The organism is Mesorhizobium sp. 113-1-2, from assembly GCF_016756475.1.
GTDB classification, from domain to species: Bacteria; Pseudomonadota; Alphaproteobacteria; order Rhizobiales; family Rhizobiaceae; genus Mesorhizobium; species Mesorhizobium loti_C.
Map to the genome: position 1 here is coordinate 247,692 of NZ_AP023242.1, position 26,402 is coordinate 274,093.

General features: G+C 63.0%; 23 protein-coding genes. 6 read left to right on the forward strand and 17 right to left on the reverse strand.

From position 1 onward, the window contains the following. The first annotated feature begins 73 nt into the window (after positions 1–73). Positions 74–1,981: a propionyl-CoA synthetase gene (locus JN279_RS01145; RefSeq protein WP_202351788.1), complete on the forward strand. Its 1,908-nt coding sequence runs from the start codon at positions 74–76 to the stop codon at positions 1,979–1,981. Positions 1,982–2,115: 134 nt separating this feature from the next. Continuing rightward, on the forward strand, positions 2,116–3,198 hold the full coding sequence (locus JN279_RS01150; protein WP_096453050.1) for an acyltransferase family protein: 1,083 nt from the start codon (positions 2,116–2,118) through the stop codon (positions 3,196–3,198). A gap of 200 nt (positions 3,199–3,398) precedes the next feature. Here JN279_RS01150 and JN279_RS01155 read toward each other — a convergent pair whose 3' ends face one another. The 5 genes from JN279_RS01155 to JN279_RS01175 all read right to left on the reverse strand — a co-directional run bounded on the left by JN279_RS01155 (position 3,399) and on the right by JN279_RS01175 (position 6,863). Beyond that, positions 3,399–4,031 carry a class I SAM-dependent methyltransferase gene (locus JN279_RS01155; protein ID WP_096453048.1) on the reverse strand — a complete coding sequence of 211 codons (633 nt, stop codon included), beginning with the start codon at positions 4,029–4,031 and terminating at the stop codon, positions 3,399–3,401. An 86-nt stretch (positions 4,032–4,117) separates the two neighbouring features. Continuing rightward, positions 4,118–4,531, reverse strand: a complete 414-nt coding sequence (locus JN279_RS01160) for a nuclear transport factor 2 family protein (RefSeq protein ID WP_096453047.1) — start codon at positions 4,529–4,531, stop codon at positions 4,118–4,120. Between the two features lie 81 nt (positions 4,532–4,612). Then, positions 4,613–5,215, reverse strand: coding sequence for an NADPH-dependent F420 reductase (locus JN279_RS01165; RefSeq protein ID WP_096453045.1), 603 nt, complete (start codon positions 5,213–5,215; stop codon positions 4,613–4,615). Between the two features lie 93 nt (positions 5,216–5,308). Beyond that, entirely contained in the window at positions 5,309–6,061 is a 753-nt protein-coding gene (locus JN279_RS01170) for an SDR family NAD(P)-dependent oxidoreductase (protein WP_096453043.1), read from the reverse strand. Positions 6,062–6,128: 67 nt separating this feature from the next. Next, positions 6,129–6,863 (reverse strand): SDR family NAD(P)-dependent oxidoreductase, encoded by a 735-nt coding sequence (locus JN279_RS01175; RefSeq protein ID WP_096453041.1) that lies wholly within the window; start codon positions 6,861–6,863, stop codon positions 6,129–6,131. Positions 6,864–7,132: 269 nt separating this feature from the next. Between JN279_RS01175 and JN279_RS01180 the strand changes: the two genes are divergently transcribed. Next, a complete protein-coding gene (locus tag JN279_RS01180) occupies positions 7,133–8,029 on the forward strand; it encodes a LysR family transcriptional regulator (RefSeq protein WP_096453039.1) in 897 nt (298 codons plus the stop codon). A gap of 90 nt (positions 8,030–8,119) precedes the next feature. Here JN279_RS01180 and JN279_RS01185 read toward each other — a convergent pair whose 3' ends face one another. The 6 genes from JN279_RS01185 to JN279_RS01210 all read right to left on the reverse strand — a co-directional run bounded on the left by JN279_RS01185 (position 8,120) and on the right by JN279_RS01210 (position 15,851). Further along, the gene (locus JN279_RS01185; protein WP_096453036.1) at positions 8,120–10,507 is read right to left on the reverse strand and encodes a polysaccharide biosynthesis tyrosine autokinase; all 2,388 of its coding nucleotides are present in this window, start codon (positions 10,505–10,507) and stop codon (positions 8,120–8,122) included. Positions 10,508–10,794: 287 nt separating this feature from the next. Continuing rightward, entirely contained in the window at positions 10,795–11,691 is an 897-nt protein-coding gene (locus JN279_RS01190) for a UTP--glucose-1-phosphate uridylyltransferase (RefSeq protein WP_096453034.1), read from the reverse strand. 74 nt (positions 11,692–11,765) lie between these two features. After that, positions 11,766–12,734: a glycosyltransferase family 2 protein gene (locus JN279_RS01195; protein ID WP_202351789.1), complete on the reverse strand. Its 969-nt coding sequence runs from the start codon at positions 12,732–12,734 to the stop codon at positions 11,766–11,768. Further along, the gene (locus JN279_RS01200) at positions 12,724–13,674 is read right to left on the reverse strand and encodes a glycosyltransferase (protein ID WP_202351790.1); all 951 of its coding nucleotides are present in this window, start codon (positions 13,672–13,674) and stop codon (positions 12,724–12,726) included. Before JN279_RS01200 ends, JN279_RS01195 begins: the two co-directional genes overlap by 11 nt. After that, entirely contained in the window at positions 13,674–14,663 is a 990-nt protein-coding gene (locus JN279_RS01205) for a glycosyltransferase family 2 protein (protein ID WP_202351791.1), read from the reverse strand. The genes JN279_RS01200 and JN279_RS01205 overlap by 1 nt, the downstream gene beginning before the upstream one ends. Before the next feature lie 15 nt (positions 14,664–14,678). Next, positions 14,679–15,851 (reverse strand): glycosyl transferase family 1, encoded by a 1,173-nt coding sequence (locus JN279_RS01210; protein ID WP_096453026.1) that lies wholly within the window; start codon positions 15,849–15,851, stop codon positions 14,679–14,681. Positions 15,852–16,039: 188 nt separating this feature from the next. Between JN279_RS01210 and JN279_RS01215 the strand changes: the two genes are divergently transcribed. From JN279_RS01215 to JN279_RS01225, 3 genes are all read left to right on the forward strand, one after another. Then, entirely contained in the window at positions 16,040–17,536 is a 1,497-nt protein-coding gene (locus JN279_RS01215; RefSeq protein ID WP_202351792.1) for a lipopolysaccharide biosynthesis protein, read from the forward strand. 52 nt (positions 17,537–17,588) lie between these two features. After that, positions 17,589–18,611: a phosphoribosyltransferase family protein gene (locus tag JN279_RS01220; protein WP_202351793.1), complete on the forward strand. Its 1,023-nt coding sequence runs from the start codon at positions 17,589–17,591 to the stop codon at positions 18,609–18,611. Between the two features lie 431 nt (positions 18,612–19,042). Continuing rightward, the gene (locus JN279_RS01225) at positions 19,043–20,164 is read left to right on the forward strand and encodes an alpha/beta hydrolase (RefSeq protein WP_202351794.1); all 1,122 of its coding nucleotides are present in this window, start codon (positions 19,043–19,045) and stop codon (positions 20,162–20,164) included. 104 nt (positions 20,165–20,268) lie between these two features. On the opposite strand, the gene JN279_RS01230 is transcribed toward JN279_RS01225, so the two are convergent. The 6 genes from JN279_RS01230 to JN279_RS01255 all read right to left on the reverse strand — a co-directional run bounded on the left by JN279_RS01230 (position 20,269) and on the right by JN279_RS01255 (position 26,211). Next, a complete protein-coding gene (locus JN279_RS01230) occupies positions 20,269–21,348 on the reverse strand; it encodes a glycosyltransferase (protein WP_096453018.1) in 1,080 nt (359 codons plus the stop codon). A 60-nt stretch (positions 21,349–21,408) separates the two neighbouring features. Next, positions 21,409–21,858 carry a hypothetical protein gene (locus JN279_RS01235; protein ID WP_096453016.1) on the reverse strand — a complete coding sequence of 150 codons (450 nt, stop codon included), beginning with the start codon at positions 21,856–21,858 and terminating at the stop codon, positions 21,409–21,411. A gap of 13 nt (positions 21,859–21,871) precedes the next feature. After that, positions 21,872–23,317: a GMC oxidoreductase gene (locus JN279_RS01240; protein ID WP_202351795.1), complete on the reverse strand. Its 1,446-nt coding sequence runs from the start codon at positions 23,315–23,317 to the stop codon at positions 21,872–21,874. Between the two features lie 61 nt (positions 23,318–23,378). Next, positions 23,379–24,710 (reverse strand): UDP-glucose dehydrogenase family protein, encoded by a 1,332-nt coding sequence (locus JN279_RS01245; protein ID WP_202351796.1) that lies wholly within the window; start codon positions 24,708–24,710, stop codon positions 23,379–23,381. Between the two features lie 49 nt (positions 24,711–24,759). Then, positions 24,760–25,641, reverse strand: a complete 882-nt coding sequence (gene exoK, locus JN279_RS01250; protein WP_202351797.1) for an endo-1,3-1,4-beta-glycanase ExoK — start codon at positions 25,639–25,641, stop codon at positions 24,760–24,762. Between the two features lie 168 nt (positions 25,642–25,809). After that, positions 25,810–26,211: a hypothetical protein gene (locus JN279_RS01255; RefSeq protein ID WP_202351798.1), complete on the reverse strand. Its 402-nt coding sequence runs from the start codon at positions 26,209–26,211 to the stop codon at positions 25,810–25,812. Positions 26,212–26,402: the final 191 nt, after the last annotated feature.

Consider the following 26,402-nt stretch of genomic DNA (forward strand, 5'->3'; position numbering starts at 1 on the left):
AGGGGAGACAGCGCCGGAAAAAACAGCATAGGCTATTGGCAAAGACGGCAAATGGTTCCTGGGGAGGTTACGGATGGCTTCACGCTATCACGAGGTCTATGACGGCTGGAAACGCGATCCGGAGAAATTCTGGGCGGACGCGGCCGGCGCGATCGACTGGTATTCGCCCTGGGACAAGGTGTTCGATGCCACCGCCGGCGTCTATGGCCGCTGGTTCACCGGCGCGACCTGCAACACCTGCTACAACGCCATCGACCGGCATGTCGCCGGCGGACGCGCCGACCAGATCGGGCTGATTCATGACAGCGCCATCGCCGGAACGGTGAAAAAATTCACCTATGCCGAGCTGAAGCGCGAGGTGGTGGCGCTCACTTCGGTGCTGAAGAACCGGGGCATCAGCAAGGGCGACCGCGTCATCATCTACATGCCGATGGTGGCGGAGGCGGCCATCGCCATGCTCGCCTGCGCCCGCATCGGCGCGGTGCATTCGGTCGTCTTCGGCGGCTTTGCCTCGCATGAATTGGCCACCCGCATCGACGACGCCAAACCGAAGCTGATCATCTCGGCCTCCTGCGGCCTGGAGCCGGGCCGGATCGTTGCCTACAAGCCGCTGCTCGACAAAGCGATCGAGATGTCCCGCCACAAGCCGGATGCCTGCCTGATCCTGCAGCGCGACCAGCTGCGCTGCGAGTTGAAGGAGCATTTCGACATCGACTATGCCGACGCCGTCGCGCGCGAGCGGGCGGCGGGCGCCAATGTCGACTGCGTGCCGGTGCTCGCCACCGACCCGCTCTACATCATCTACACCTCAGGCACGACCGGCCAGCCCAAAGGCATCGTGCGCGACAATGGCGGCCACATGGTCGCGCTGAAATGGACGATGGAGAACGAGTTCGGCGTGAAGCCGGGCGAAGTGTTCTGGGCGGCGTCCGATGTCGGCTGGGTGGTCGGCCATTCCTACATCGTCTACGGACCGCTGCTGCATGGCTGCACCAGCATCCTGTTCGAAGGCAAGCCGATCGGCACGCCCGATGCCGGCACCTACTGGCGGGTGATCTCGGACCATGGCGTGGTGGCGCTGTTCACCGCGCCGACGGCGTTCCGGGCGATCAAGGGACAGGACCCCAAGGGCGAGTTCGTTCCCAGATACGATCTGTCGAAATTCCGCACGCTGTTCCTGGCCGGCGAGCGCGCCGACCCCGAAACCATCAAATGGGCGGAGCAGAAGCTCAACGTACCGGTGGTCGACCATTGGTGGCAGACCGAGACCGGCTCGCCGATGACGATCAACCCGGCCGGGCTCGGCTTGCTGCCGGTGAAATACGGTTCGCCCGGCGTGCCGATGCCCGGCTACGACATCCGCGTGCTCGACGATGCCGGCCATGAGGTGCCGCGCGGAACGCTCGGTAATGTCGTGGTCAAGCTGCCGCTGCCGGTGGGCTGCCTGCCGACGCTGTGGAACGCCGACCAGCGCTTCCGCCAGGCTTACCTCGAGGAGTTCCCCGGCTATTACAAGACTGCCGATGCGGGCATGATGGACGAGGACGGCTATCTCTATGTGATGGCCCGCACCGACGACATCATCAACGTCGCCGGCCACCGGCTGTCGACCGGCGCCATGGAGGAGGTGCTGGCCGCCCATCCCGATGTCGCCGAATGCGCGGTCGTCGGCATTGCCGACGCGATGAAGGGGCAAATTCCGCTCGGCTTCGTGGTGCTGAACGCCGGCGTCGCGCGCGACGGCGGCGCCATCGAGAAGGAGGTCGTCGCGCTGGTGCGCGAGCGTATCGGCCCGGTCGCCGCCTTCAAGACCGTGGTGACAATCAAGCGCCTGCCCAAGACGCGGTCGGGAAAGATCCTGCGCGGGACCATGCAGAAGATCGCCGACAAGGAAGCGTGGACGATGCCAGCGACCATCGACGACCCGGCCATCCTCGACGAGATCACCGCGGCGATGAAGGCGCGCGGGATCGGGGTTTGAGGCTGAAGCGGGAGCGATCCCCGCACAACCTTTCCTTGCCGGTTGGCTGAAGCTGATTGGCAAGCAATACTTTTATTGTGCAATGCAGCAAGCCACCCTACAGTGATGGGTGGGGGGCCATCCGACGGTGCGGTATGGCTCAGCAGAAAATTACGTTTGGCGGCGTCGACATATTGCGGTTCCTCGCCGCCGTGCTTGTGATGGTCTACCACTATGGCTTCTGGGTGTGGGCCTATCCCGATGGCATCTCGGCGCAGGCCACGGGTGGTATCCCCCCGCAACCCGATATAGGCGCCTGGGTCGGGTCAGGCTGGGTCGGCGTCGAGATATTCTTCGTCATCAGCGGCTTCGTCATCGCCTTCAGCGCCGAGAAGTCGACGCCGCTGCGGTTTTTCGAGGCCAGGGTGAAGCGGCTGGCGCCGGCCGTCTGGATCTGCGCACCGGTTACCGCCGTGCTGCTTCTTCTCATCGGCCTGAGCTGGCCGACCGATGCGGCGGTCAGGCTGGTCCGCACCGGCCTGTTCGCGCCCTATGGTCCCTGGGTGGACAGCGTCTACTGGACGCTCGGCATCGAGATCGCCTTCTACGCCGTCGTCTGGATCCTGCTGCGGCTTGGCCGCTTCCATCTGATGGAGGCGGTCGCCATTTTCATCGGCCTGGTCAGCACGCTGTTCTGGTGCCTCTATTATCCGCTCGGCTGGGCGGACTTCGCCGAGACACGCTGGCTGCAACTCACCCTGGTGCACCATGGCTGCTTCTTCGCCGTCGGCGTGCTGCTCTGGCTGATGCGGTTCAAGGCGCTGACGCCCTCGCGCCTTGCCTTCTGCCTGCTGTTCCTCGGCGGCGGCGTGCTGCAGATCGCCAGTTCGGTCGACGTCCATAGCATCAAGGTCAATGCCGTGATGCCCTATGCGCCACCGATGCTGATCTTCCTCGTCGCCATCGCCTTGATGGCGTGGTCGCTGCGGCTCGACCTCAGCTGGAGCGGCTGGCGCCGCATCGGCCTGATGACCTATCCGCTCTACCTGATCCACGACGTCGTCGGCGCGGCAATGCTTGGGCCGATGGTCCGTGCCGGAGTGCCTTATCTCCTGTCGATGGCGGTCGTCGGCGCGACCATGATCGCGGCAAGCTGGCTGGTCGCCACCGAGGCCGAACCGCGTATCCGGCTGCTGCTCGACCACACCGTCTTCCGCTACCGGCTCAAGGCCGCTTAGACGCCATCGGCCGGTTGAGGAAATTCGTGTTCGTTCATGCCGGCATCAGGTCTGGGGCGTCGACGTCCAGGCTTTGCAAAACCTGATCAGGCGATGGCGCCGCCACGGCTGCTGTCTGGCAGCCGACCTCCAGCTCTTCACGGAAAACTCCAATGACGCTGCCATCATGGAGGTCGACATGAATTCAGCGCCGGGACGTGTCAGGGCTTCACGAACCGATAGGCGAAGCGATCGGTCTCGCCTTTGATCGAGGGATCGAAGACCTTGATCGCGTGCGGATCGTCCTTGTTCGCGAGCATTGTGCTTTCCGCGTCCAGTACGAAGCCGGCCGCCTCCACCTCCTCGCGAACAGAGGCAGGGTCGATCCGATGCAGCGCCTGGGTGTCGTTCGTGCCCGACCCAGCGGCGGCGGCGTGGTCGACGATGACGTAGGACCCGCCGGGCTTCAGCCGCTTGTAGACGGCTCGATTGAAGTCGGCCGCCGTCGCACCCTTCTTCTGAATCAGCGCGGTGTGGAGGTCGTGGTAGAACAGGTGCAGCCACAGGACATCCGCTGGCTGCGTGACCTCCGGCATCGCGACGAGATCCGCCGAGACGGCTTCGACATTCTCTCGGCCCGGCTCCTTCGCGAGCGTCCGCATGCGGCCAACCGGATCGTTCTTGAAGTCGGCGACTTCGGCCGGCACGAAGCTGTAGACCCGACCTCCGGGGCCCACGGCGTCGGAGAACAGGCGCGTCCAATCGCCGTCGCCTGGGTAGACGTCAATGACTGTGGAGCCCGCATCTACACGTGCGAACCGGATCAACTCGGATAGCTTGGATTGGTCGTACATCGGAATCTCCTTTACGGTTGGGCATTAGACGAGCGCGCGGCGTACAATGGGGCAATCCACGGGCCGATGGCTGCAGAGGGCAAGCGCTACGCAGTTCCGGACGCGTTCATCCGCGAGGCCCGGGCCAGCGCTTGCGTGTCGACGTATTCCCGGATGGTGGTCAGTCTGCCGTCCCGGACGGTGATGGCGAAGATCCAGTCGTCCTCGAACGTCTTGTTCGTGGCTTTGATCTTCCCCCTGGCGGAGCCGACGACCAGAACCCGGTCCCCCTGCGCTACGAATTCCCGGGGTTCGGTGGACGTTTCTATCGACTTGGATGCCGTCTCAAGCAAATCCGCCAGCCCGGCGTGTCCGTGGCGCGTTCCTGCCAGCGGCCAGTCCTCGCCCGGGATGATCCACTCGATGTCTTCGGCGACCAGCGCCAACAGAGCCTCCTTGTCGCCGCTGCCGATCGCGGCGAAGAAGTCCTTCACGGTCTGGATGTTCTTCTCGATACTCATGGGAATTTCTCCATTTCGCTTGGGTCGGATCGTGCTCGACCCGATCCGTGCATCGTGCGCCTGCCTGTTGGCACGTCGTGCTCATCCGTCGAACTTGGCCAAGTCCTTAAAGATCAGATGACCCCAGCCATTTCCGCGCGCCTGGACCAGCAACCCACCTTCCGAAAGCCCGCCAAGTTTGATCGGCGCGAAACCGAGCTTTTCCGCGAGCGCAGCAATCTCCGCTGCGGCAGCGTCATCGTCGCTCGCCAGAAATACGACTCTTCTGCCACCATGTAGGGCCGGATCCTGATCAAGGACAGCAGCGACCAGATGGTTGAAGCCCTTGACCAGTTTTGCACCCGAAAATGCCTGTGCAACGAACTTGGAAGAAGGCTGTCCCCCCAATTTTTCAGGAGGCACGCCGTAGGCATTGGTCACATCGACGATGGTCTTTCCCTGCCAGGTGGCGAGCGCCTTCGCGACATCCGGGTGCGACTCGAAACGGACAGCTAAAAAGATGATGTCCGCCTTGACCGCGTCCGCCAGCTTTTTGGGAATGATCGTGGGTCCGATCGCGGCCGCATCGGCTGCAAAGCTTTCCGGGTCGCGCGTGGTTGCAACGGACACGTCGATGCCCTTGCGGGCAAACGCCTTGGCCAGGGCCTTGCCGATATTGCCGAAGCCGACAATTGCGTAGCTCACAATGTTTCTCCTATCTTGTGTTGGAACTAAAGTTTGAGAAGCGGGATCACTACTGGCGGGGCTGAAGGGCCAGCCACGGGACCGCGCCGGGGCTCAGACCTGCGCCCAACCACCATCGACCGCGAGATCTATACCGGTGATGTAGGAGCTTTCATCCGAGGCGAGGAACGTGAGGGCAGCCGCGATTTCCTCTGGCTTGCCCCTGCGACCCATTGGGATCTGTGCAGCAAACTGGGCGACCGCCTGCTCGGCTTGCTCAGCGTTAAGGCCGGTCGTTGTCGCCAAGGCGGGAGTCTCGATCGCGCCAGGGCTCATCGTATTGACGCGAATATTGCGGTCCTTCAGTTCCAGTGTCCAAGACCGCGAGAAGCTGCGAACAGCTGCCTTACTTGCTGCGTAGGCGCTGAACGCTGGCAGCCCCATCACATTCGAGACCGAAGAGTTCAGAATGATCGATCCGCCGTCTTTGAAAAGGGGAAGGGCCTTCTGCACCGTAAAGAACAACCCCTTCACGTTCACATCGAAGGTCTGGTCAAAATGGGCCTCAGTAGCTGCCGCGAGCGGCGCGACTGTCCCTGCGCCCGCGTTTGCGAAGAGAATGTCGATGTGACCATGTTTCTCTTTGACGGTGGCGTAGAGCCGGTCCAGATCTTCCAAGCGCGAGACGTCGCCCACGACTGTTGTCACGTTTCTCCCGATAAGGGTCGCGGCCTCTTGTAAGGTTTTCTCGCGTCGTCCAACGATCACGACCTGCGCACCTTCTTCCACAAAACGCTTGGCCGTCGCCAAGCCAATCCCGCTGCTTCCGCCTGTGATGACTGCAACCTTACCTTCGAGCTTTTTCATAATCTTTCGCCTTTGGTCGTGTGTTTTGGTTTTTCGTAAAGTTTGAGAAGCGTGGCCCGCGCCGGGGTCAGAGTTGTGCCAGGCCGCCGTCGACGGCGACCTCGCTGGCGGTCATGAAGCTGCTGTCCGACGACGCGAGAAAGGCAGCCACCGCCGCGATCTCCGCGGGATCGGCCATGCGCTGGAGCGGAGTCATCGCGCCGTAGGCCTTCTGGCCCTCCTCGCCCAGCGCTTCCTTGGCGAGTTCGGTCGCCGTCGCCCCGGGCGACAACACGTTGACCCGGATGCCGGTGCCCTTCAGGTCCTCCGCCCAGGTCCGCGCGAGATTGCGCACTGCCGCCTTGCTCGCGCTGTAGGCAGTGAATCCCGGGGCGCCCGTCGTGCCGGCGCTCGACCCGGTCAGGATGATCGAAGCGCCCGGGCCCATCAGCGGCAACGCCTTCTGGACCGTGAAAATCGTACCCTTCACATTGGTATCGAAGGTTTCGTCAATGTGCTCGGCGGTGATCTGGCCGAGCGGAAGCGGGCCTCCGGCCCCGGCATTGGCGAAGACGATGTCGAGGCTTCCGCGCTCGGCCTTCACAGCCGCGTAGAGCCGGTCGAGGTCGACCTCATCCGAGACCGAGCCTTTCACCGCGCGGGCATTGGGCCCGAGGTCCGCCACAGCGGCGTCGAGCGCTTCCTGCCGGCGGCCGAAGATGAAGACGAAGGCGCCCTCCTCGATGAAGCGCTTTGCTGCGGCGCGGCCGATGCCGGTAGCGCCGCCGGTGATGACGGCGGTCTTTCCATTCAATCTGGTCATGACGTGCATCCTTCCAGGCTTCCGCCTTGGTCATTCGGGAAAGTCCCGAGACCTGAAGATGGGTCTGCCGAGGTCAGGCATTGAGTGAGGAAGCGCGCACATCGGTGGTGCGAAATCGATCCGGCACGGCTATTAACGGCAGCCGTGACGATAAGGTTCCGCCGTTCGGAATTGGGCCCGCTCGTCGACAAGTGTTATGATGGCCGCCCTGTACTGTTGTACGATAGTCAGGGCTTTGGAAGGCGCACCGCGCGGTGCGGGATTGCACCATGATCGACTGGGATGACGTTCGCTACTTTCTTGCCGTCGCACGCGGAGGCTCGGTGCGGGCCGCCGCCAAGCGCCTCGGCGTCAACCACGCGACCGTGCTGCGACGCATCGCCCAGCTCGAGGACCGCCTTGGGGCGCAGATGTTCGAAAAGCTGCCTTCGGGCTACCGCCTGACGGCCGCGGGCGAGGAGGTCCTCGAGCTCGCGGAGCGGATGGAAGCGTCGTCGCACCAGCTGGAGACACGCGTCTTCGGTCGCGACCAGAGCGTGCGCGGGCTTCTGCGGGTGACGCTGGCTCCGACGCTCGCGACACACCTGCTCATGCCGGACTTCGCCGACTTCGCGCGTCTGCATCCGGACATCGAGATGGAAATCTTGTCGTCCGGCGAGCTGGCAAATCTGACCAACCGAGACGCCGACGTCGCGGTGCGCGTCGTCTACGACCGCAAAACCCTGCCGCTCAATCTTCACGGCCTGAAGGGAGCGGAGCTGTTCGGCGGCGTCTACATGTCCCGGGATCGACTGGCCGCATGGCGTGCGGGCGCCCCTGATCCTATCCGCTGGATCGTCATAAGCAGTCATGGAATTCCGCAATGGGCCAGCGAGGGTGAGGTTCGCACCACGGCGGTTCCATTCAGGACCACGGACGGCGAGGCGCAGATCGTTGCTGTACGGCAAGGGCTCGGGATGACGACACTGCCGTGCTTCATCGGCGATGCCGACCCCCTGCTGGCGAGGGTGCCAGGTACCGACCTGCACATGTACGGAACGGTTTGGCTTCTCACACAGGGTGAGACACGCAAGACAAAGCGCGTGCGGCTCTTCACCGAGTTCGTATCCCGCAGGCTCGCCGCGTACGCGCCGCTTCTCGCGGGACTGTCCCTATCGCGCGACTGACGCGCGGCTGGTCGCCGGGATTCCAACCTTGGCGCATGAACAGTGCTTCACCGCCCATTCCGTCAAGGCGGAAATCCAGGTAGCCGCTGCCTAGACCGCTGCCTTGGTGCGTACTTCCGACTTGTCGAGATAGTAGGTCGAATATTTGTCGAAGAATTTCTCCGAAGCCCCGAACGATCCATATCTGGCGAGCTTCTTCAGGTCGACCTTGTTCAGCACCGCGCCGACGATCTTGTTGGCGACGTAGGGTTCGGATTCCAGCATCGAGCGCACCATGGCGCGCGGCGTGCGGCCCCATTCGGTGACCAGCACGAAGCCGTCGACCAACGGCGCGAAGGCCTTGGCGTCGACCACCGGCCCGAGCGGCGGCAGATCGACGACGATGTATTCGAAGGTCTCCTTGGCGTTCTCGATGAAGCGCCGCATTCCGGCTGAGGACAAGAGCTCGCTGGTGTGCGAGAAGTTGCCGCGCAGCACGGCGGGGATAATGGCGAGCTTGGTCTGCCGGTCGATCTTGCCGACGGATTGCCAGGTCTGGCCGTTGACCACGGCCTCCATCAGGCCCTGCTCGGCCTCCATGCCGAGGCTGCGGCTGAGGCCCGGATTGCGCAAATCGCCATCGATGAGCAGCGTCCTGGCGCCATTGGCGGCCAGCAGCCCTGCGAGATTGGCCGCGACCGTCGACTTGCCTTCGCCGGGAAGCACCGAGATGACGCCGACCACGCGGCTGCCTTGCCCTTCCATCACGACATCGAAGGCGATCTTGGCGCTGCGCAGCGTTTCGGCGAACATCGATGACGGAGCGTCGATGCTGACCCGCATGCGCGCCCGCCTTTCGTTGGCGGCCGGCGACCTGACTGTCTTGGCATCCGGCTGAGCCTCGGCCTGCTTGTCCTCCTTGGCGGGTCTGCTGCCGACGGTCGGCAGGTAGCCGAGGAATTTGAGGCCGACGCGGTCGCGGACCTCCTCGCCGGTCCGGAAGAACCGCTCGTTGAATTCGTTGAGGCCGCCAAAGCCGGCGCCCATCAGCACGCCGAGCACGAGCGACAGTCCGAGCACGATGACGGTGCGCGGGCTCGAGGCGGAGAGCGGCGTCGAGGCATCTGAGATGATGCGGATCTTGCCGACCGGGAAGGATTGCTGCTGCGCGGCTTCCTCGTAGCGGCCGAGGAACGTCTGATAGAGCGTGGTGAGCGCTGTCGCCTTCTGGTCGAGGTCGCGCAACTGGACCTGCGACTGGTTGTCGATGGAACTCTTGCCCTGTGCGGCGGCGACATTGGCCCGGAGCGCGGTCTCGCGCGCCTGCGCGACCTCATACTCGTTGCGATAGCTTTCGGTGAGCTGTTTCAGCTCACCGAAGATCTGCTTCGATATGTCGGCCTTTTCCTTGGCAAGCGCCACGGCCTGAGGATGATCGGGACCGAAATTCGCCTCGACATCCTGCTGCCGCTTGGCGACGGTGAGATAGCGGGTCTTGAGCGCCGAAATGACCGAGCTGCTCGGCTGGTCGGCCGATATTGCGGCGTCCTTGAAAGCGTTGTCCGAGCCGCTGTCGACGATCGACTTGTACTGCTGGTAGCGGGCGCTGGCGCGCGCCGTGTCGGCCTGCGCCACGATGAGCTGGGCGTTGAGGTCGGCAAGCTGCTTGTCGCTCATCAGCTGGCCGTCGCTGTTGGCGGACAGCCCGTGTTCGGCCCTGAACTTCTCGACCGCCAGCGATGCCTGCTGCGAGCTTTCGCGCAGTTCCGTCAGCCGGCCCTGCAGCCAGACCGCCGCGCGCTCGGTGGCGTCGAAGCTGGCATCGAGCTGATCGGCAAGATAGGCGTCGGCATAGGCTTTGGTGATGGCTTTCGCCAGTCCTGGATCCGTCGCCTGATAGCCAAGCGCGATGACGTAGCTTCGTCCGACACGATCCGCCCGGATCTCGTTCTGCAGCTTGAGGATGGCGTAGTCGCGGCCCGCCGCGGCAATCAGCGCATCGCGCGTTGCGGGGTCGAGCTTGCTGAAGTCACCCATGCCCGGCATGGGGGCGCTGGGGTGGACATACTGGATCAGGCTGCGGATCAGGCCGACGCCCCGGGCAAGCGCCGACTGCGGCGGATTCATGAACGCTTCGTTCTGGTCGAGTTTGAGCTTGTCGACGACCACCGCGGCGAGCCGCGTCGAGGTCAGGATCTCGATCTGGCTCAGAATGGCGGAATCGGTCTGCATGGTCGTCGACGCCGCCGAAATATCGTCGACGATCTTGTTCAGGCCCTCGTCGATCAGCACGCTCGAGACCGACACATATTTGGGGGGCGTTGTCTGCAGATAGAGCATGCCCAGGAAAAGACCGATGGCAGCGCACACGGCAACCACCTTGGCCTGCCGCGCAGCCATGCCAAGCAGCCGCTCGATATCGATGAAGTCTTCGCCATTTGCTGCGTCCGAATTCGGCAATGGCATCCTCTTGTCGAGAGGAAAATTGGCATAATTCATCGTCGGTCCAATCCCAGAGCCTGTTGCGTTCCCGATCATCGGGTTGAGGCTCTATCTCTTTGTTTGGGCATGATCTTTTCCGAAACTTCCGGGATCATGACCTGTCTCAGTTTTTAAGCATTGTCTTTCCGGAAACCGGGAGCCACTTTCCGGGATCATGCTTGGGCTTGCAGGCGCCGCAACGATCGGGAGCATTGCCAAGAAGCAACGCAAGCTTCATGCCAGACGGCGGGGGCCTGTCGGCCCCTCGCCGCCAGCCATCCGGCAATACTCCCGAAAGATGGGCATTATGCGGCTTCTTCCTGGCGTTCATGCGACCGGACGAACTCCTGAAGCATCTCGAAAACCGGGCCCTTCATGTCATTGCGCGACAGCGCGAAGGCGATGTTGGCCTGGATGAAGCCTTCCTTGGACCCGCAATCGAACATGCGACCCAGGAAAGGCTGGGCGAAGAATGGCTGGTCCTTCGACAGGCGGACCATGGCGTCCGTCAACTGGATCTCGTTGCCAGCGCCGCGTTGCTGGTTGCCCAGCAGCGCGAAGATCTCGGGCTGCAAGATGTAGCGGCCGTTGATGTAGAAGTTCGACGGCGCGTTGGCCGGTGCCGGCTTTTCAACCATGGCCGAGACCTCGAAACCACCGCCGACATCGGCGCCGCGACCGACAATGCCGTATTTGTTGGTCTCGCTCGGATCGCAACGCTCCACGGCGATAACGTTGCCGCCGGTGCGCTCATAAAGGTCGACGGTTTCGGCCAGACAGCCGCGCCCGCCGAAGGAGACCATATCAGGCAAAAGCAGGGCGAAGGGCTCATTGCCGATGACCTCGCGGGCGCACCAGACGGCGTGGCCGAGGCCCTGCGGCGACTGCTGGCGGATGAAAGAGGTGGCGCCGGCCACCGGCAGCATGCTTTCGAGCGCCTCCAGCTGGGTCTTCTTGCCGGTCTGCTCCAGGGTTCCAATCAATTCCGGATGCAGGTCGAAATAGTCCTCGATGACCGCCTTGTTGCGGCCGGTCACGAACACAATGTGCTCGATGCCGGCTTCGAAGGCCTCGTCCACCGCATATTGCACGACAGGCCTGTCGACGACGGGAAGCATTTCCTTCGGCATCGACTTGGTCGCCGGCAGGAACCGTGTTCCAAGCCCCGCCACCGGTATCACGGCCTTCCTGATTTTCTTCATCGCAAATTCCTTCTGAGGAGATCGACTGCAGTTCCTTCACAGGCCACGAAAAATCCCTCCATGTGCCTGCATCTTCACCTCCCCGCCCCCACGGCAAACTGTGCCGCTACTCGTCGCAACCGCACGGCGATCGGCATCCCCATATGCCTGACCGCCGCCGGGTCGCTGAGCGCCGTCCGGATCGCCTTGAGCGGGGACCGCGCCTTGATGTGCTGAACCATCGCCAGGAAGGAGGCCGCCTTGCGCAGGCTGCGGCCGCGCCGGGTGAAAGCCGCCTGGGCTGCCTCGTCCATCCGATGGGTCTGAGCGAATGCGGCATCCGCCTTGCGCATGGCTTCGACATGGTGAAGCTCGAGCACACGCGAGATGGAGCCGCTGCGGATATGATAGGCATAGCCGATCTCTGGCTCGACCACGCATCTGCCGCCCTTGGCGAGCGCCTGGGCAAACAAGATGTAGTCCTCGCCGATCCTCAGTTTCTCGTCATAGCGAAGCCGGTTCTCGTCCAGGAACTTGCGCTGGAAGATCGGCTTGAGGTAGCCGAGGTTGAATTTCGATTCGAAGACGATGTTGCCGGCGATGTAGGTGGCCAGCGAAATTTCGCGCAGGCTTTCCAGATACTGCCGCGGGAACATCGCATCCTCGACGACCCCGTCCTCGCGGACGACCTGGAGATTGTCGACGGCGATCTGGGCATCGGCTTTTTCGGCGCGGCCGATCATGGCGGCGAGACGGCCGGGAAAGACGGCATCGTCGGAATCGAGAACCGCGATCCACCTGCCGCGGGCGACGTCGAGCCCGGCATTTCGGGCGCCGCCGGGACCGCGATTCGTGGCCAGGGCGACGACGCGCACGATGTCCTGCGGGTAGGCCCGCGCAACATCGAGCGTGGCATCATGTGACTGGTCGTCGACAACGATGATCTCGACGCTGACGCCCTTCTGCGCGATGGCGCTGGCGATCGCCCTGTCGAGCGTCGCCTCGGCATTGTAGGCCGCAATCACAACGGAAACATCGGGGACGAAGGAGACGTCAGGCTGCACGCTTGCCTCCTTCCCCAGGTGAGGATTGGCCGTAGAGGCGGATTTCGCGGACGCCGACAAGGCCGCTGACGACGCCGACATGCATGATGCCGCGCAGCACGCTGCGGTTCCTGCGCACCGGGCTGGCGACGACGGGAAGTGCGGCGGCGAAACAAAAGACTGCCTTTGCGGAGGCCAGGCCGACATGCTTGATCAGCCCGATGCCACGCGCATTGTTGCCCAGGAGGTGGCCATGCGTCTGACCGACGCGAAAACGGCGGCGGCCGAGCCAGTCGAACGCGGCCCTCGAGCGCGGCACCACCTCGTCCACCCAGGCCTCTTGCGCAAAGGCGATGCGCCCGCCGGCCTTGACCATCTGATCGAAGAACTCGGTATCCTCGCCGCCGGTCTGGCCGCGCGCCAGGCTGAAGCGACGGCCGCGCAGGCTGTCCGAACCCATGCGCAGCAGGACGTTGCAGGTGTAGCCGGTGCGGATCTCGCCGCGCACCCAGACCGGCAAGGTCGAGTGGAAATCGCCGCGCCGCATCCAGTCCGGTGCATCCGGGCGATAAAGCGCCCGCACCGGGCCGAGCACGGCCGTTGCCCCACTGTCCCCGGCCGTCGCCACCAGTTCGGCCAGCCAGCGGGTGGAAGCAGTCTCGTCGTCGTCGATGAAGGCGAGGAAATCCGCCTCGCTGGCATCAAGGCACGCGTTGCGGGCGACCGAAATGTTGCGCGCCGGGGCATGCCGATAGCGGACCGGCAGCGCCAATTCCTGCGACAGCGCCGTCACCAGCGCCTGGGCGCTCGGCGTGTCGTCATTGTCGGCGACGATGACGCTGACATCGAAGCCTTCAGGCATCTGCATGGCGGCGAGCGAGCGCAGCGTGTCGGCCAGTTCCGGCCGGCGGAACGTGCACACGCCGATGTCGATGCTGCGGTTCTTGACCTGAACCGCCATCACGCCACCCCACGTCGCGCGCCGAGGCCGAGAAGCTGCAGCCAGAAGCCGACAGACCAGCCGAAATGCATGACCATGGCCGAGACGCCGGCCAGCGCGATATCGGCATTGCGCTGGCGAATGGCCGTCACCAGGCCGTAACCCAGGCACACCGCGGCCCAGACCAGCAGCGGCACCGCCGCGATCCAGTGCACGAAGGAGAAGGCGGCCAGAAGCACCACCGGGAAGACCGCCAGCGGCACCATCTGCCGGACTTTCGGAATGACGCGATGCTTCAGCACATTCTTGGCGCGGCCGCGGCCATAGCCGAGATACTGGAAATAGAGACCCTTGAGCGAGGCACGGGGATAGTAGACCATCTGCGTCTTGCCGCTCATCCAGATCTTGTAGCCGGCCTGCCGCAGCCGGTAGTCGAGCTCGGCATCCTCATTGTGGCTGAAGGTCTCGTCATAACCGCCGACAGCGCCGAAGGCCGAAATCCGCATCAGCGCGTGATGGCCGTGGTCGACCCACTCTCCGGCGGAGAGGTGGCGATGCTTGGAACCACCGGTGCCGAGTTTCGAATTTTGCGCCGCCGCAACCGATTTCTGCACGGTACCGCTGCCACTGGTCAGCATCGAAACGACGACCGAATCGGCTGACGTGGCCAGCGCTTCCTCGAGCAGCCGATCACAGTAGTCGTCGGGATAGCCGCCATGCGCGTCGATGCGGATCAGATACTGCGCGCCTTCACCATAAGTGCCGACGGCGAGGTTGATCGCCGCGCTCTGGATGCGCCGCTTGTTGTGAAGCAGGACAACGCGCGGGTCCTTGGCGGCGATCTGTTCGACAATGGCCAGCGTGCCGTCGGTGCTGCCGCCATCGGCGACGACGATTCGGGCGCCAAGCCTTGCCGCCGCCGGGCAAAGCTGGCCGAGCAGCGCACCGATATGGGCTGCCTCGTTCAGGCAGGGGATCACGATCAGGCTGGAGGGAAGCGCTTGCGTCATCGGGCGATGTTCATCCTATGCCAGGGCCTCGGTCGCGAGGGGCTCGCGCACGGTGGTCAGGCGGCGCAGTTTTTCGACCAGCGCCCTGCAGTCGCTGCGATCGTAGCTCCACGTCCTCGGATTGTGAGCCAGCACACGCGCCTTCAACCTGCCGAAGCGGTGCTCCTCCATCTTGCCGAGTGCTGTTTCGAGCGCGTCAGGCGTCGCCTTGGGCAGCAGGATGCCGATGTCCTGTCGGCTGAGGAACCGTCCGGTTTCCGTGTGACCCATCGAGATCGGCACGGCGCCGAAGCGGCAGCCCTCATAGAGTCGGTTGGGCAGCAGCCATTCCGAATTCTGCCCCTCTTCGAAGAAATCGATCGCCCAGGAGAAATGGACGTCCTGATAGATCGCCGCCATGTCCTCCGGGTTGCGGTAGGGTCCGCGAAACGACAGATAGGGCTCGGCATCGACGAAGGCATGGAAATCCGGGAATTCGGAGAGCGCCGGACGCCCGCGCAGCACGACTTCGAAACGTCCATCCATGCGATGCGTGAAATCGGCCAAGAGCTTGAGCGAGCGTCGGCAGCGCAGCGCTCCGAACCAGCCGATCCGCCATGGTGGGGCGACAGGCGCTTCCACCGCCTCACGCTCGCCGGGCAAGATCGCCGCTGCCTCGAAATATTTGTTCTCGACCAGCTCGACGGGGGCGGCGACCTGGCGGAAAGGTTTGAAATAATTGGCGATGAAGGCGGGCGAACTGGTCACCAGCAGCTTCACGTCGCGCGCCAGATGGCGCTCGGTGGCGCGCAGTGCCTTGCCCAAAACATCGTCGCGAAGCACCAGACGGTGGATGTCGAGGCATTCATAGACGATCGGCACCGTGGCACCGAAAGCCGACCTGGCGCGACGGGCCAGCGCCAGCATTTCCAGATTGCGCGCGATGATGAGATCCGGCCGCGGCGTGCCCCTCAGCTTCGAGCCTATCGAAACCGTCGCTTTCGCCACCGCCGCCAGGCGCTGGGCGAATCGGCCATCACGCGTCGCGCCAAGGTCGATCGGCTGCAATCCTTCAATATCGGCAATCGGGGTCGCGGTGCGGCGAAAGCCAGCCAGGGTAACCCGGGCACCGCCTGTCCTGAGCATTGTGATCCGTCGGCGAACCGCCGGATCGGAGACATCGTGCACCAGGTACAAGACATGCAGCATGAAAACTCGACCGCTGTTTGACCCCACCCAAAGGGATGCTAGTACAGCTCTTGCTGCATCGCAACATTTTTGGCGCGGCGATGGACATTTTCTGTTGCACTGCAAAATTATTGCCGTAGTTTGGGGACGGCGGCGGTCGTGGATTTTCAAGGTGTCGGAAATCCGCGCAAAAATCAGGAATCCTGAATTTGGAAGCCAACCCATTCGATCCGCCGGAAGGCTCGCTGCGCAAATCGGTCGGGCGCGGCGCGGTGGTGACCGCCATGTCGCAATCGGTGCGGGTCGCGACACAGATCATATCCGTCATCGTGCTGTCGCGGCTGTTGTCGCCACAGGATTTCGGCGTGGTGGCGATGTGTGCGCCGGTGCTGGCCTTCATCGCGCTGTTCCAGGATTTCGGCCTGACCCAGGCGACGATCCAGAAATCCGGCATAAGGCACGAGGAGGTGAACTACCTCTTCTGGATCAATGTCGCCGTCAGTGCCATCCTGGCCTGCGTGCTCGCGGGTGCGGCACCACTGGTCGCCGCCTTCTACGGCGAGCCGCGCGTGGCCGGGCTGGTGGCTGCCTTCGGGCTGCAGATCATGGCCTACGGGCTTGGCGCCCAACATCTGGCGCTTTTGACGCGGCGCATGCAGTTCGGCCGCCTGGCGGTCATCGATGTCGCCAGCGCCATCGCCGGGCTGGCCGTATCGATAGCCTGGACTTTCATCGACCGCTCTTACTGGGCGCTGTTTGCGGGCACGCTGACCGGTGCGGTGCTGCCGACGCTGTGCTACTGGGCAAGCTCGCGCTGGCGGCCCGGCCTGCCGCGCAAGGTCTCCGGCATCGGCGAGCTGATCAATTTCGGCGCCGGCATCACCGGTTTCAACTTCGCCAATTTCTTCGCCCGCAACCTCGACAATGTGCTGATCGGCAAATATTGGGGCGAGCAGCAACTCGGCCTTTATGACCGTGCCTACAAGCTGCTTCTGTTCCCGCTCAGCCAGATCACCAATCCGCTGTCGAAGGTCATGGTGCCGGCGCTGTCCAGGCTGAAGGACGAGCCGGACCGCTACCGCAGCGCCTACCTGCGCGTGATGCCGCTCATCCTTTTGGTGGCGCTGCCCGGTGTCGCCTTCGCCACCGCCATGTCGGACGTGCTGATCCCCTTCGTGCTCGGCGAGCAGTGGCGCGCAAGCGCCGCGATCTTCCTGGCGCTCGGCTTTGCCGGGCTGCTGCAGCCGCTCAACAACCCGGCGGGCTGGCTTTTCGTCAGCCAGGGCCGCTCCGGCGACTTCATGCGCTGGGGCATCATCACCGCCGTGACGTCCGTGCTCGCCTTCGCGATCGGCCTGCCCTATGGCGCGCTCGGCGTGGCGATCGCCTACGCCGTCAGCGAATATCTGCGCACGCCGTTCCTGTGGCTCTATGTCGGCAAAAGCGGGCCGCTGCAGGCGAGCCATGTGCTGCGTGCGGCAACGCCGTTCGTGCTCGGCGCCCATCTGGCGCTGGCGGCGATCTGGCTGATCAAGCCGATGCTGCCGCAGCAGCATGTCATCGCCTTGGCCAGCGGCGCCATTCTTGCCTACCTCATCACCATCGTCATCGCGCTGGCCTTCGCATCCGGCCGTGAGGCCTTGCGCGAGGCCCTGAAGATGCTGCCGGCCAGACAGCCGGCGGCAACGCCGCGCGAGGCGCAATAATTTCGGCGCCTTTGCCGGCTACCCAATATCCACACGAGCATAGGTCTGATCCATGCACTACCGATCGATCTCCGACATGAACGACACGATCGTCAGCAACCTTCACCGGCTGCCGCGCGACATCGACCTGGTGGTCGGCGTCCCCAGAAGCGGCGTGCTGGCGGCGACGCTTGTCAGCCTTGCGGCGAACATTCCGATGACCGACCTGGACTCCTTCCTGGAAGGCCGGGTCTACACGTCAGGCATCACCAAGCGCCGCGCCGCACTCGACCGCAAGGTCTCCGACATGCGCAAGGTGCTGGTGATCGACGACAGCATCGCCGGCGGCAACGCCATGCGCGATGCCCGCGCCCGTATCGAGGCCGCCGGCATCGAGGGCGATTTCATCTATGCCGCGGTGTTCGGCCTGGAGCCGAAGCACCCGGAAACCGACCTCGTCTTCGAGGTGGTGCGGCATCCGCGCATGTTCCAGTGGAATTTCATGCATCACAAATTCCTGGCGCAATGCTGCGTCGATATCGACGGCGTGTTGTGCCTCGACCCGACCGAAGCGGAAAACGACGACGGTCCGGCCTATGAGAAATTCCTCAGCGAAGCGCGGCCGCTTCATGCCCCGACCCACAGGATCGGCTGGCTGGTCACCAGCCGGCTGGAGAAATACCGCGCGCTGACCGAGGCCTGGCTGGCCAGGAATGGGATCCTTTACGACCAACTGATCATGCTCGACCTGCCAAGCAAGGCGGAGCGCCAGCGGCTTGGCGCGCATGGCAGTTTCAAGGCCGATTTCTACCGGAAATCCAACGCCATCCTGTTCATCGAAAGCGAGCACGCGCAGGCGCTGAAGATCACGGAGCTGTCGGGCAAGCCGGTGCTGTGCGTCGAAACGCACATAGTCAGCTTTCCCGACACGCTGTCGCTGCCGGCGCTCGGCCAGGCGGCGCGCAACCTGCCGGCCAGGCTGCGGCAGGTCAACTCGCAGGAAGGCCGCAAGGGCGCCGCCAAGGCCTTGGCCCGCGCCCTGCTGGGCGCGCGTGGCTACGAGACGCTGAAAAGCCGGGTCAAGCGCCCGGCCTGATCCCGAACGCTATTTGCCCTGACGCGATGCTCCGGCCGAGACTCGACGCAATTGTTCTGGCTCCGATGCCAATCGCACACGCGCGCTGCCGGTCAATGCCCGGGGGATCAACCCAAGAGTCGAAGTATCAGCGCGTGGCTTCCAGCCTTCGCACCAAGCGCTTTATCTGGCGGGGCACTAGTAACCCGCTTTGAATCGATTCCATGCGGCCTGTGACGAAGACGTGAACACCATTTCATGGTCCTCACTTCTCTAAGCCTTGAGTAAATTCTTTGGATGTGCTGATGTTTCACATGGCCTTGCGGAAATGGGGGAAGCAATGCCAGAAAATCCTGACGCCGCGTAGCGAATTCGTTCCCCCAAGCGCGGGTTATGACGCATAAGATCCAGTTTGACCTTTGCACGGACGCAGTGGAGCTTGGGGGGCAGCCATGAGGATCAAGGTCTATTTCGCTACAAATCGGCAGCCGTTTACCGAGCCGGGCGGCAGTCGTATCGTCGACTTCGGCTCCGAACTCGGACCTGTGGGCGGGCTTAACGTTCGCTACGGCAGCGCCGACGTCGACGTCGATCTCCAGGCGCGAACCAACGTGTTCGTTCCCGGCTCTCTTGAGGTCGCTGATGAACAGCTGATCTTCGCCAAAGGCGACACGCCCCAGTTGGGAAGCAACACGATATTCGACGCGCTGAGGAATGACATGGTGGCTTCGAAACGGCCGACCATCGCCTTCATTCACGGGTTCAGCAACAGCTTTTTCGATGCGATCGAGCGCGGTGGTTGGATCTCGGCCTTCTATGGCCTCAACGCCAATATGTTCGTGTTCACCTGGCCCTCGATCGCTTCGCCACTTGGGGTTCCCCTGCCTTACAACGACTACACACATGATCGAGGGACTGCTTCCGCATCGGGTCCATCCGTCGCCCGAACGATCCGACGGTTGCACGATTATGTCGACTCCTTGCCGGAGGAGTTGCGCTGCCAGCAGAGCATCCACCTGCTCTGCCACAGCATGGGAAACTATGTGCTCCGGAACGCGCTTCAGGCCCTTCTCAGACTACCCGACCCGGTGGTGGCGAAGCAGACCGGAGAGTCGGTCTCGGCAATGGTGCCGCTTGGCCAGAACAACCCCAACCCTGCGGTTCTGAGGCGGACCTTCGACAAGATCGTGCTGGCCGCCGCCGACGAGGACGCCGACGCCTTCGATGACCCGGCAAAATTGAAGTTCCTGCCACGGATTGGCCAATCCGTCTCCGTCTACCATTCCTCAAAAGACTGGGTCCTCAACACATTGAGCGCCGGGACAAAATTCAACGGGCCAAGGCTGGGCAATGATGGCCCGGACAATATGGCGACCATCAGCGACAAAGTGACTGCCATCGACTGTTCCGACGTGACGACCTTCGCGAAGGATCCGGAGCAGCATCAGTATTACCGGATTTTCCCTGTCGTCCGAGACGACATCGTTCAGGTGCTGAAGGGCGTACTCCAGAACAAGGTCACAAACAGGACCGCCGTGTCGCAGGGACGATACCGGATCAAGAAACCAAAGTGAGCCGTCAAAAACTCAGCGCACCACCGAGCGTTGAAGCCAGCTGATGCCGCCTCCAAGATCGAATTCGCGCCTGGTCCTGCAGGCGCCCCGACCTGTCCGAAATATCAGGCTGCCTGGCGCGCTCGTTGCTGCACCGCCCTGTCCAGTATCGAGAAGAAGGTGACGAACTGGCGATCGGGATCGAGCTCCGGGCGGCCCGCAAAGCCGCGCGCGAGGCTTGAAACCCGCTCGTATTCCTTTTTGTCGTTCCACAGCTGCCTGACGGCCGCGACCCAGTCGATGAGCGGAGCGTCATAATCGAGCACCGCGCCGCCGGGCCCGATCGCTTCGGGCAGGCCGCCGCGCCGCGAGCCGACGACCGGAATGCCGCTGCAATGGGCCTCTGACGCCACACGGCCCCAGGCCTCCTCCCATTTCGAGGGCGCAAGCAGGATCCTGGTGCGGCCATAGATCGTCTTCATGTCGTTGGTGCGGCTCTCCAGCGTGACATTGCCGAGTGGCCTGATCGTCTCTTCGATGCGCGCACGATGGTCGTCCTCCAGCTTCCAGCTTTCGACGAACAGGAACGGGATTTCCGGGCAGGCGCCGGCAATGCGCACCGCCAGCTCAAAACCCTTTTCCTCATAGGGGTTGATCAAGGTGACGAACTGGCCCGTGGTCGGCGTGCTGTATTGCATCGGATTGATGGTTGGCGGGATCACCGTCGCCTCGATGCCAAATTCCTTGCTGTAGGCGCGCGCGGTGAACTCGGAATTGGCGATGTAGAGCGCGGAGCGCAATTCGCGCAGGTCGCCGCCCAGTTCGTGGAACTCGACATTTCTGAGATAGACGACCAGCGGCACACCCTCGGCTTGCAGTGCCTTGCCCAGCGGAACCGATTTGTGGCACTGGACCACGGTCACATCCGGTTTCTGTTTCTTGACGGCAAAGCGTGCTGCTTCCCAAGGAAACCATGTCCTAATCACCGGGTAGCCGGGAAAGCTGTCGACGACCGCGGGTTGCCGCAAGAGCTTCATCTTGGCGCGCGCCTTGAGGCCGAACATGCCGTCGCCGAACAAAGCGGCGAGCACCGACGCTTCATGCCCGTGTTCGATCAGCTGCTGCACCAGATGATGCGTGCTGGACTGGACGCCGCCGCCGAACTCTGGCGGGTAGCCGTTGCCGCTGGCAAAGAGGACTTTCATGAACCGGCTCCTTGTCGCATTCTGATATTCTGGCTCGTCTGATCAGGGGCCACTTGCGCCTCACGCGCTCTGTGGCGGGTCAAGCGTCGCGAACGGGTTGGTGCAGGAGTGCCATCCGGTGAACCGGATCGGATCGTCGAGTGAACTGCGCCAGGCGTAGTCCGTCAGCATATGAAACTCTGCAATGACCCAGCGGTCGAACTGTAAGAGATCTTCCCGCTTCTGCTGGGGCAGGAGGCGACGCGCCGCACCCAATTTGAGCTCCTCCACCAGAGTGACGGCATCGCTCAATTTCTCGCTTGGAAAGACCCACGGATTCCGGTTGCGGAACTCCAGCACGAACTGCTGCAGATGCTCGATGCGCATGTTCAGCCTGCCGAGATATTTTTCCAGCGTGACGCGGACCAGATCCTCGTCCGAAAACGAAGAGACGGCCGCATAGGCAACGCCCGTCGAGGCAACACCGCCTGCCAGGATGGCCAGTGCAGAGCGCCGTGTGACTTCGATCATCGGCCCGCTCCTCTCACGCGATGCGGCTCGCCGCCCGAAGCGACAAAGCTGCCGCGGTCAGGCTTGGGTTGGCGCAGGAGCAGCTCGGATAGGTGCTGGTGCCGACGACAACCAGGTTTCTCAACCGGTGATGGATCATGTTGCTGTCGATCACCGAATCGGCCGGGCCAGTGCCCATCCTCAGCGTACCCTGGACATGCGATTCCGTTGGCCGGATGCCGCGGTCGAAGAGCCGTTCGACCGGCAGCGGGGCAAGCAGCGCCGGCAATTTATCCAGCGCCCGGGCCATGCCCTTGACCGCATAGTCCGACGGTGCCTTGAAGGAGACGAAGGCGTTGTCGTCGTCGTCGAGGGTGACGAAATTCTCGTGATCGAGCAGGTTTTCGGTGACCACGACCAGCGGCAGCGTCTGGCGCAACCGCCCCTTCTCGGCGCGCATCCCGTGCTGCCAGCGGTTTTCGAAATAGACCAGTGCCGCCGCATGCTCGGACCGGTGCGGACCATCATAGAGGCCGAAATTCAGGCCGGTGGTGATGGTGCTGCCGTCGAAATTGTCGACGCCGTCGAGATAGACCTCGAAATTCCAGCCATAGGATTCGTGCAGGCCGCGCCCGACGAATTCGTCTCCCAGGCCGGATCGCAGCATAATCGCGGCGCTCTGGATGGCATTGGCGCCGAGGATGAAGAGATCGCCGCTGACCTGATATTCCTTGCCGTCATGGACGAAGGTGACCGAGCGGACCGTGCCGCCGACATGGTCGAGCCTGCGCACTTCAGCACCGAGGCAGACCGAAACGTCGGGATGCTCGAAGACATGCATCAAGCCGTTGTTGACGGTGAATTTGGCGTCGGCCGGACACAGCCAGCAGCGCAGATTGGCACAGCACGAACTGCGCTGCGCGGTCGGCACCCTCGCCCGCGCGGTCGGCATGACGAAATGCTGGTCGGGCTGGGCCGCCTTCATCATCTTGTCGGGCGTCGACATGCGATGCGGCGGTTGCGGAAATGGCTTCGAGCGCGGCAGCATCGCCGCCATGTCGGGGTCGCCGGAGATCGACATGATCTCTTCGGCGTCGCAGTAGAAAGGCTCGACATCGTCATAGCTGATCGGCCAGTCATTGCCGATGCCGTAGGTGCTTTTCAGCCTGAAATCGTTGGGATGGAACCGAGGCGTCTGCGCGAACCAGCAGTTGGTGCCGCCGCCCAGCCCGATCGTGTAATTCCACGGCTTGTCGGCGTTGTCGGTCTTGTAGGTCGTTTCGTCATCGATGTCGGTGTTGGCGTTCTGGTCGAGCTGCCATTCATGCGTGTTGTGCCGGCCCCATTCCAGGACAAGGATGCGCGCCTTGCGCCGCTTGGCGAACTCATGCAGGAAGAAGGCCGAACCGAAACCGGAACCGATCGCGACAAGATCGAAATGATCCCCGGTGATTTGCTCGGGCTTTACGTCCAGCACCATCAGCCACAACTCCTTTCCGCGCCGGGCGCGTGTGCCAGACTCTGTTTGCTCTGCGCGGCTCTCATGCCGCCATTCTGCCGATCGAGTGGTATTCGATGCCATGGCGCGCCACGACCTTGGGGTCGTAGAGGTTGCGGCCGTCGAAAATGACCGGCGTCGTCAGCGCGTCCTTCAGCGCGTCGAAGGACGGGGCTCGAAAACTCTTCCATTCGGTGGCGATGAGCAGCGCATCGGCGCCGCGCAGCGCCGCCTCCTTGGTACCGCACAGCATCAGGTCATCGCGCAGGCCGTAGATGGCCTGGCATTCCTGCATCGCCTCGGGATCATAGGCCTGCACGGTGGCGCCGGCCTTCCACAATGCTTCCATCAGGACGCGCGCCGGCGCCTCACGCATGTCGTCGGTGTTGGGCTTGAAGGCCAGGCCCCAGAGCGCGAAGGTCTTGCCCTTGAGACTGCCCTTGAAATAGCGGTTCACTTTGTCGAACAGCACGGATTTCTGGTCGTTGTTGCGCTCCTCGACGGCACGCAGCAGCTTGGCGTCGAATTTGACGCCCTCGGCGGTCTTGATCAGGGCGCGGACGTCCTTGGGAAAGCACGAGCCGCCATAGCCGAGACCCGGATAGATGAAGTGGTAGCCGATGCGCGGGTCGCTGCCGATGCCTTTGCGCACCTCCTCGATGTCGGCGCCGAGCTGCTCGGCCAGATTGGCCATCTCGTTCATGAAGCTGATCTTGGTCGCCAGCATGCAGTTGGCGGCATATTTCGTGAATTCGGCGCTGCGCACATCCATCACGATCATCTTTTCGTGGTTGCGGTTGAAGGGCGCATAGAGCTCGCGCATCACCGCCTCGGTCGCCTCGCTCGATGTGCCGACGATGATGCGGTCTGGCTTCATGCAGTCGGCGACGGCCGAGCCTTCCTTGAGGAATTCGGGATTGGAGGCGACGTCGAAGGAGAGGTCCTCGCGACCTCTCTTCTTCAGCGTCTCGGCGATCCTGGCCTTCACCTTTTCGCAAGTGCCGACCGGCACGGTCGACTTGCCGACGACGATCTTGGCCGTGTCCATTTCGCGGCCGATGGTCTCGGCGACGGCCAGCACGTATTTGAGGTCGGCCGAACCGTCCTCGCCGGGCGGCGTGCCGACCGCGATCATCTGGATTTCACCGTGCCTGACGGCAGCCGCCGCATCGGTGGTGAATTTGATGCGGCCGGCGGCGTGATTTTCCCTGACGATGCTTTCGAGGCCGGGCTCGAAGATCGGAACGAAGCCCTGGTTGAGGCGCTCCACCTTGTTTTCGTCGATGTCGACGCAAACAACCTGGTGGCCAACCTCGGCAAGCACCGCTGCCTGCACGAGGCCGACATAGCCAATTCCAAACACCGTCAAGTTCATTCGGTTTCATTCCCATCCATGGCCGCGACCCGTTTTCGGTCCGGCCGGTTCAATTGGTCTTTCCCAACTCTTTTACGCTGCATACGAGCGATTCCGGAAACTGGCAGGGCTCGCCGAGCGCGGTGAAGGCGACACGCTCGACCTGCAGCGAAAGCTTGCGGCCCGGATCGGCGAACGCGCCCATCCAGCCCTTCATGGTATCGCTGCCCCAAAGGCTGAAGAAGATCTTCTGCGCATGGCTGGGCAGCTTCGCCGGGTCGGTGATGGTGTTCACCAGCTGGCCGTTGACGTACCAGCGCAAACTGTCCTTCTGCCAGACGAAGGCGTAATCGTTGAAGCCCTTGTCGGTGCCGCCCGGCACCTCGACCAGCTTCTCGTTCTTGCCCTTGCCGTCGATATAGGCGTTGACCTGCACCTTGGAGGTGTCCTTGGTCAGGATCTCGAAATCGATCTCGTCCCAGGGCTGCTTATCGGACGGCCCGATATAGGTGAAGAACGCCGCATTGAGGCCGGATCCGGTGTCGGTCTTCATTCGCGCCTCGTAGGTGCCGTAGCCGAAGCGCTGCTTGGTCTGGATCTCGCCGCAGGCGAACTCGCGATCCTTCAGCTTCTGCTTTTCGAAGCCAAGCGACAGCACGCCGTCGGAAAGCGCGACCAGTCCCTTCGACCAGGTGCAATTCTGATGACTGCCGTTGTTCCAGCCGTCGGACACATACCAGCGCGAGCGATCGAAGCTCTTGAAATCATCGACGAAAGAGGGAGCCGACTGGATATCCTGTGCATGGGCGGGAGCCGCAAAGAGGCTGCCGAGCGCAGCCAGCAACAGCCCGCCGATCAAACCCAACCGCCTCAGGTCGGCTTGCCGGGTCTCATGCGAGAAGGACGTTGCGTCAATTGCTGTCGTGGACGTGGTTTTCGGATCCGAATTCATACCAAACTCACCTTTGTGCTGTGCGTCCCCAACCCAAAGTCGACGTTTGAACCGCTTCCAAACGGGCCAACCTTGGCCTTCTCTTGACCCTCCCGAATTCCCTCTCGTGTCTGCATCATACCTTTGAAGCTTGCATCATGCCTTTGAAGTAGTCCCACGCCCCTATCGTCACGCCCGGCCTGCGCCCGCGGGCCGGGCGAAATCGACAGCGGCGGCCGTATCGGACGGCCCGCCCGCGTCGAAGACCAAATCCAGCGAATGGCGGAGTTCCTTCATCATGCCGTTCTGGCGTGAAAGCGCCGCGATGCGGCGCTCGCAATTCAGGATCGATTCCGTCAGCGCACTGACTTCGGATGAGCGTCTGTCGGAAGCGGAGCCGTTTTCCATGGCTTCGACGAGAAAGGCCGCGTTGGTCGCCGTCTTGCGGTAGCGGCTCTCCAGACCGGTTTTCTCGGCTTCGATCTCGGCAGCAATCTGCTCGAACAGCTTCGCCAGCCGGTCGAGGCGTGCAACGTCCGCCTGCCGGTCGCGGGCCGGATCCCTTGATCTGAAGCCGAATATCGAGGCCATGAGCTTAAATTCCTGTCATCGCCGGCGTGCATGCCGGACACCTGGCCGATCCCCGCAAGCGGGGCTGAAAAACGCGTACCGCATCGTCCAACTCCCCTGAAGAGGAGAGACTCGGACCAATCCGATCGGGGGCCAGTTCGGTTGGTCGTTCGATTTGCTGCACCGCAACATAGACTGCCATCGTCAGAGCC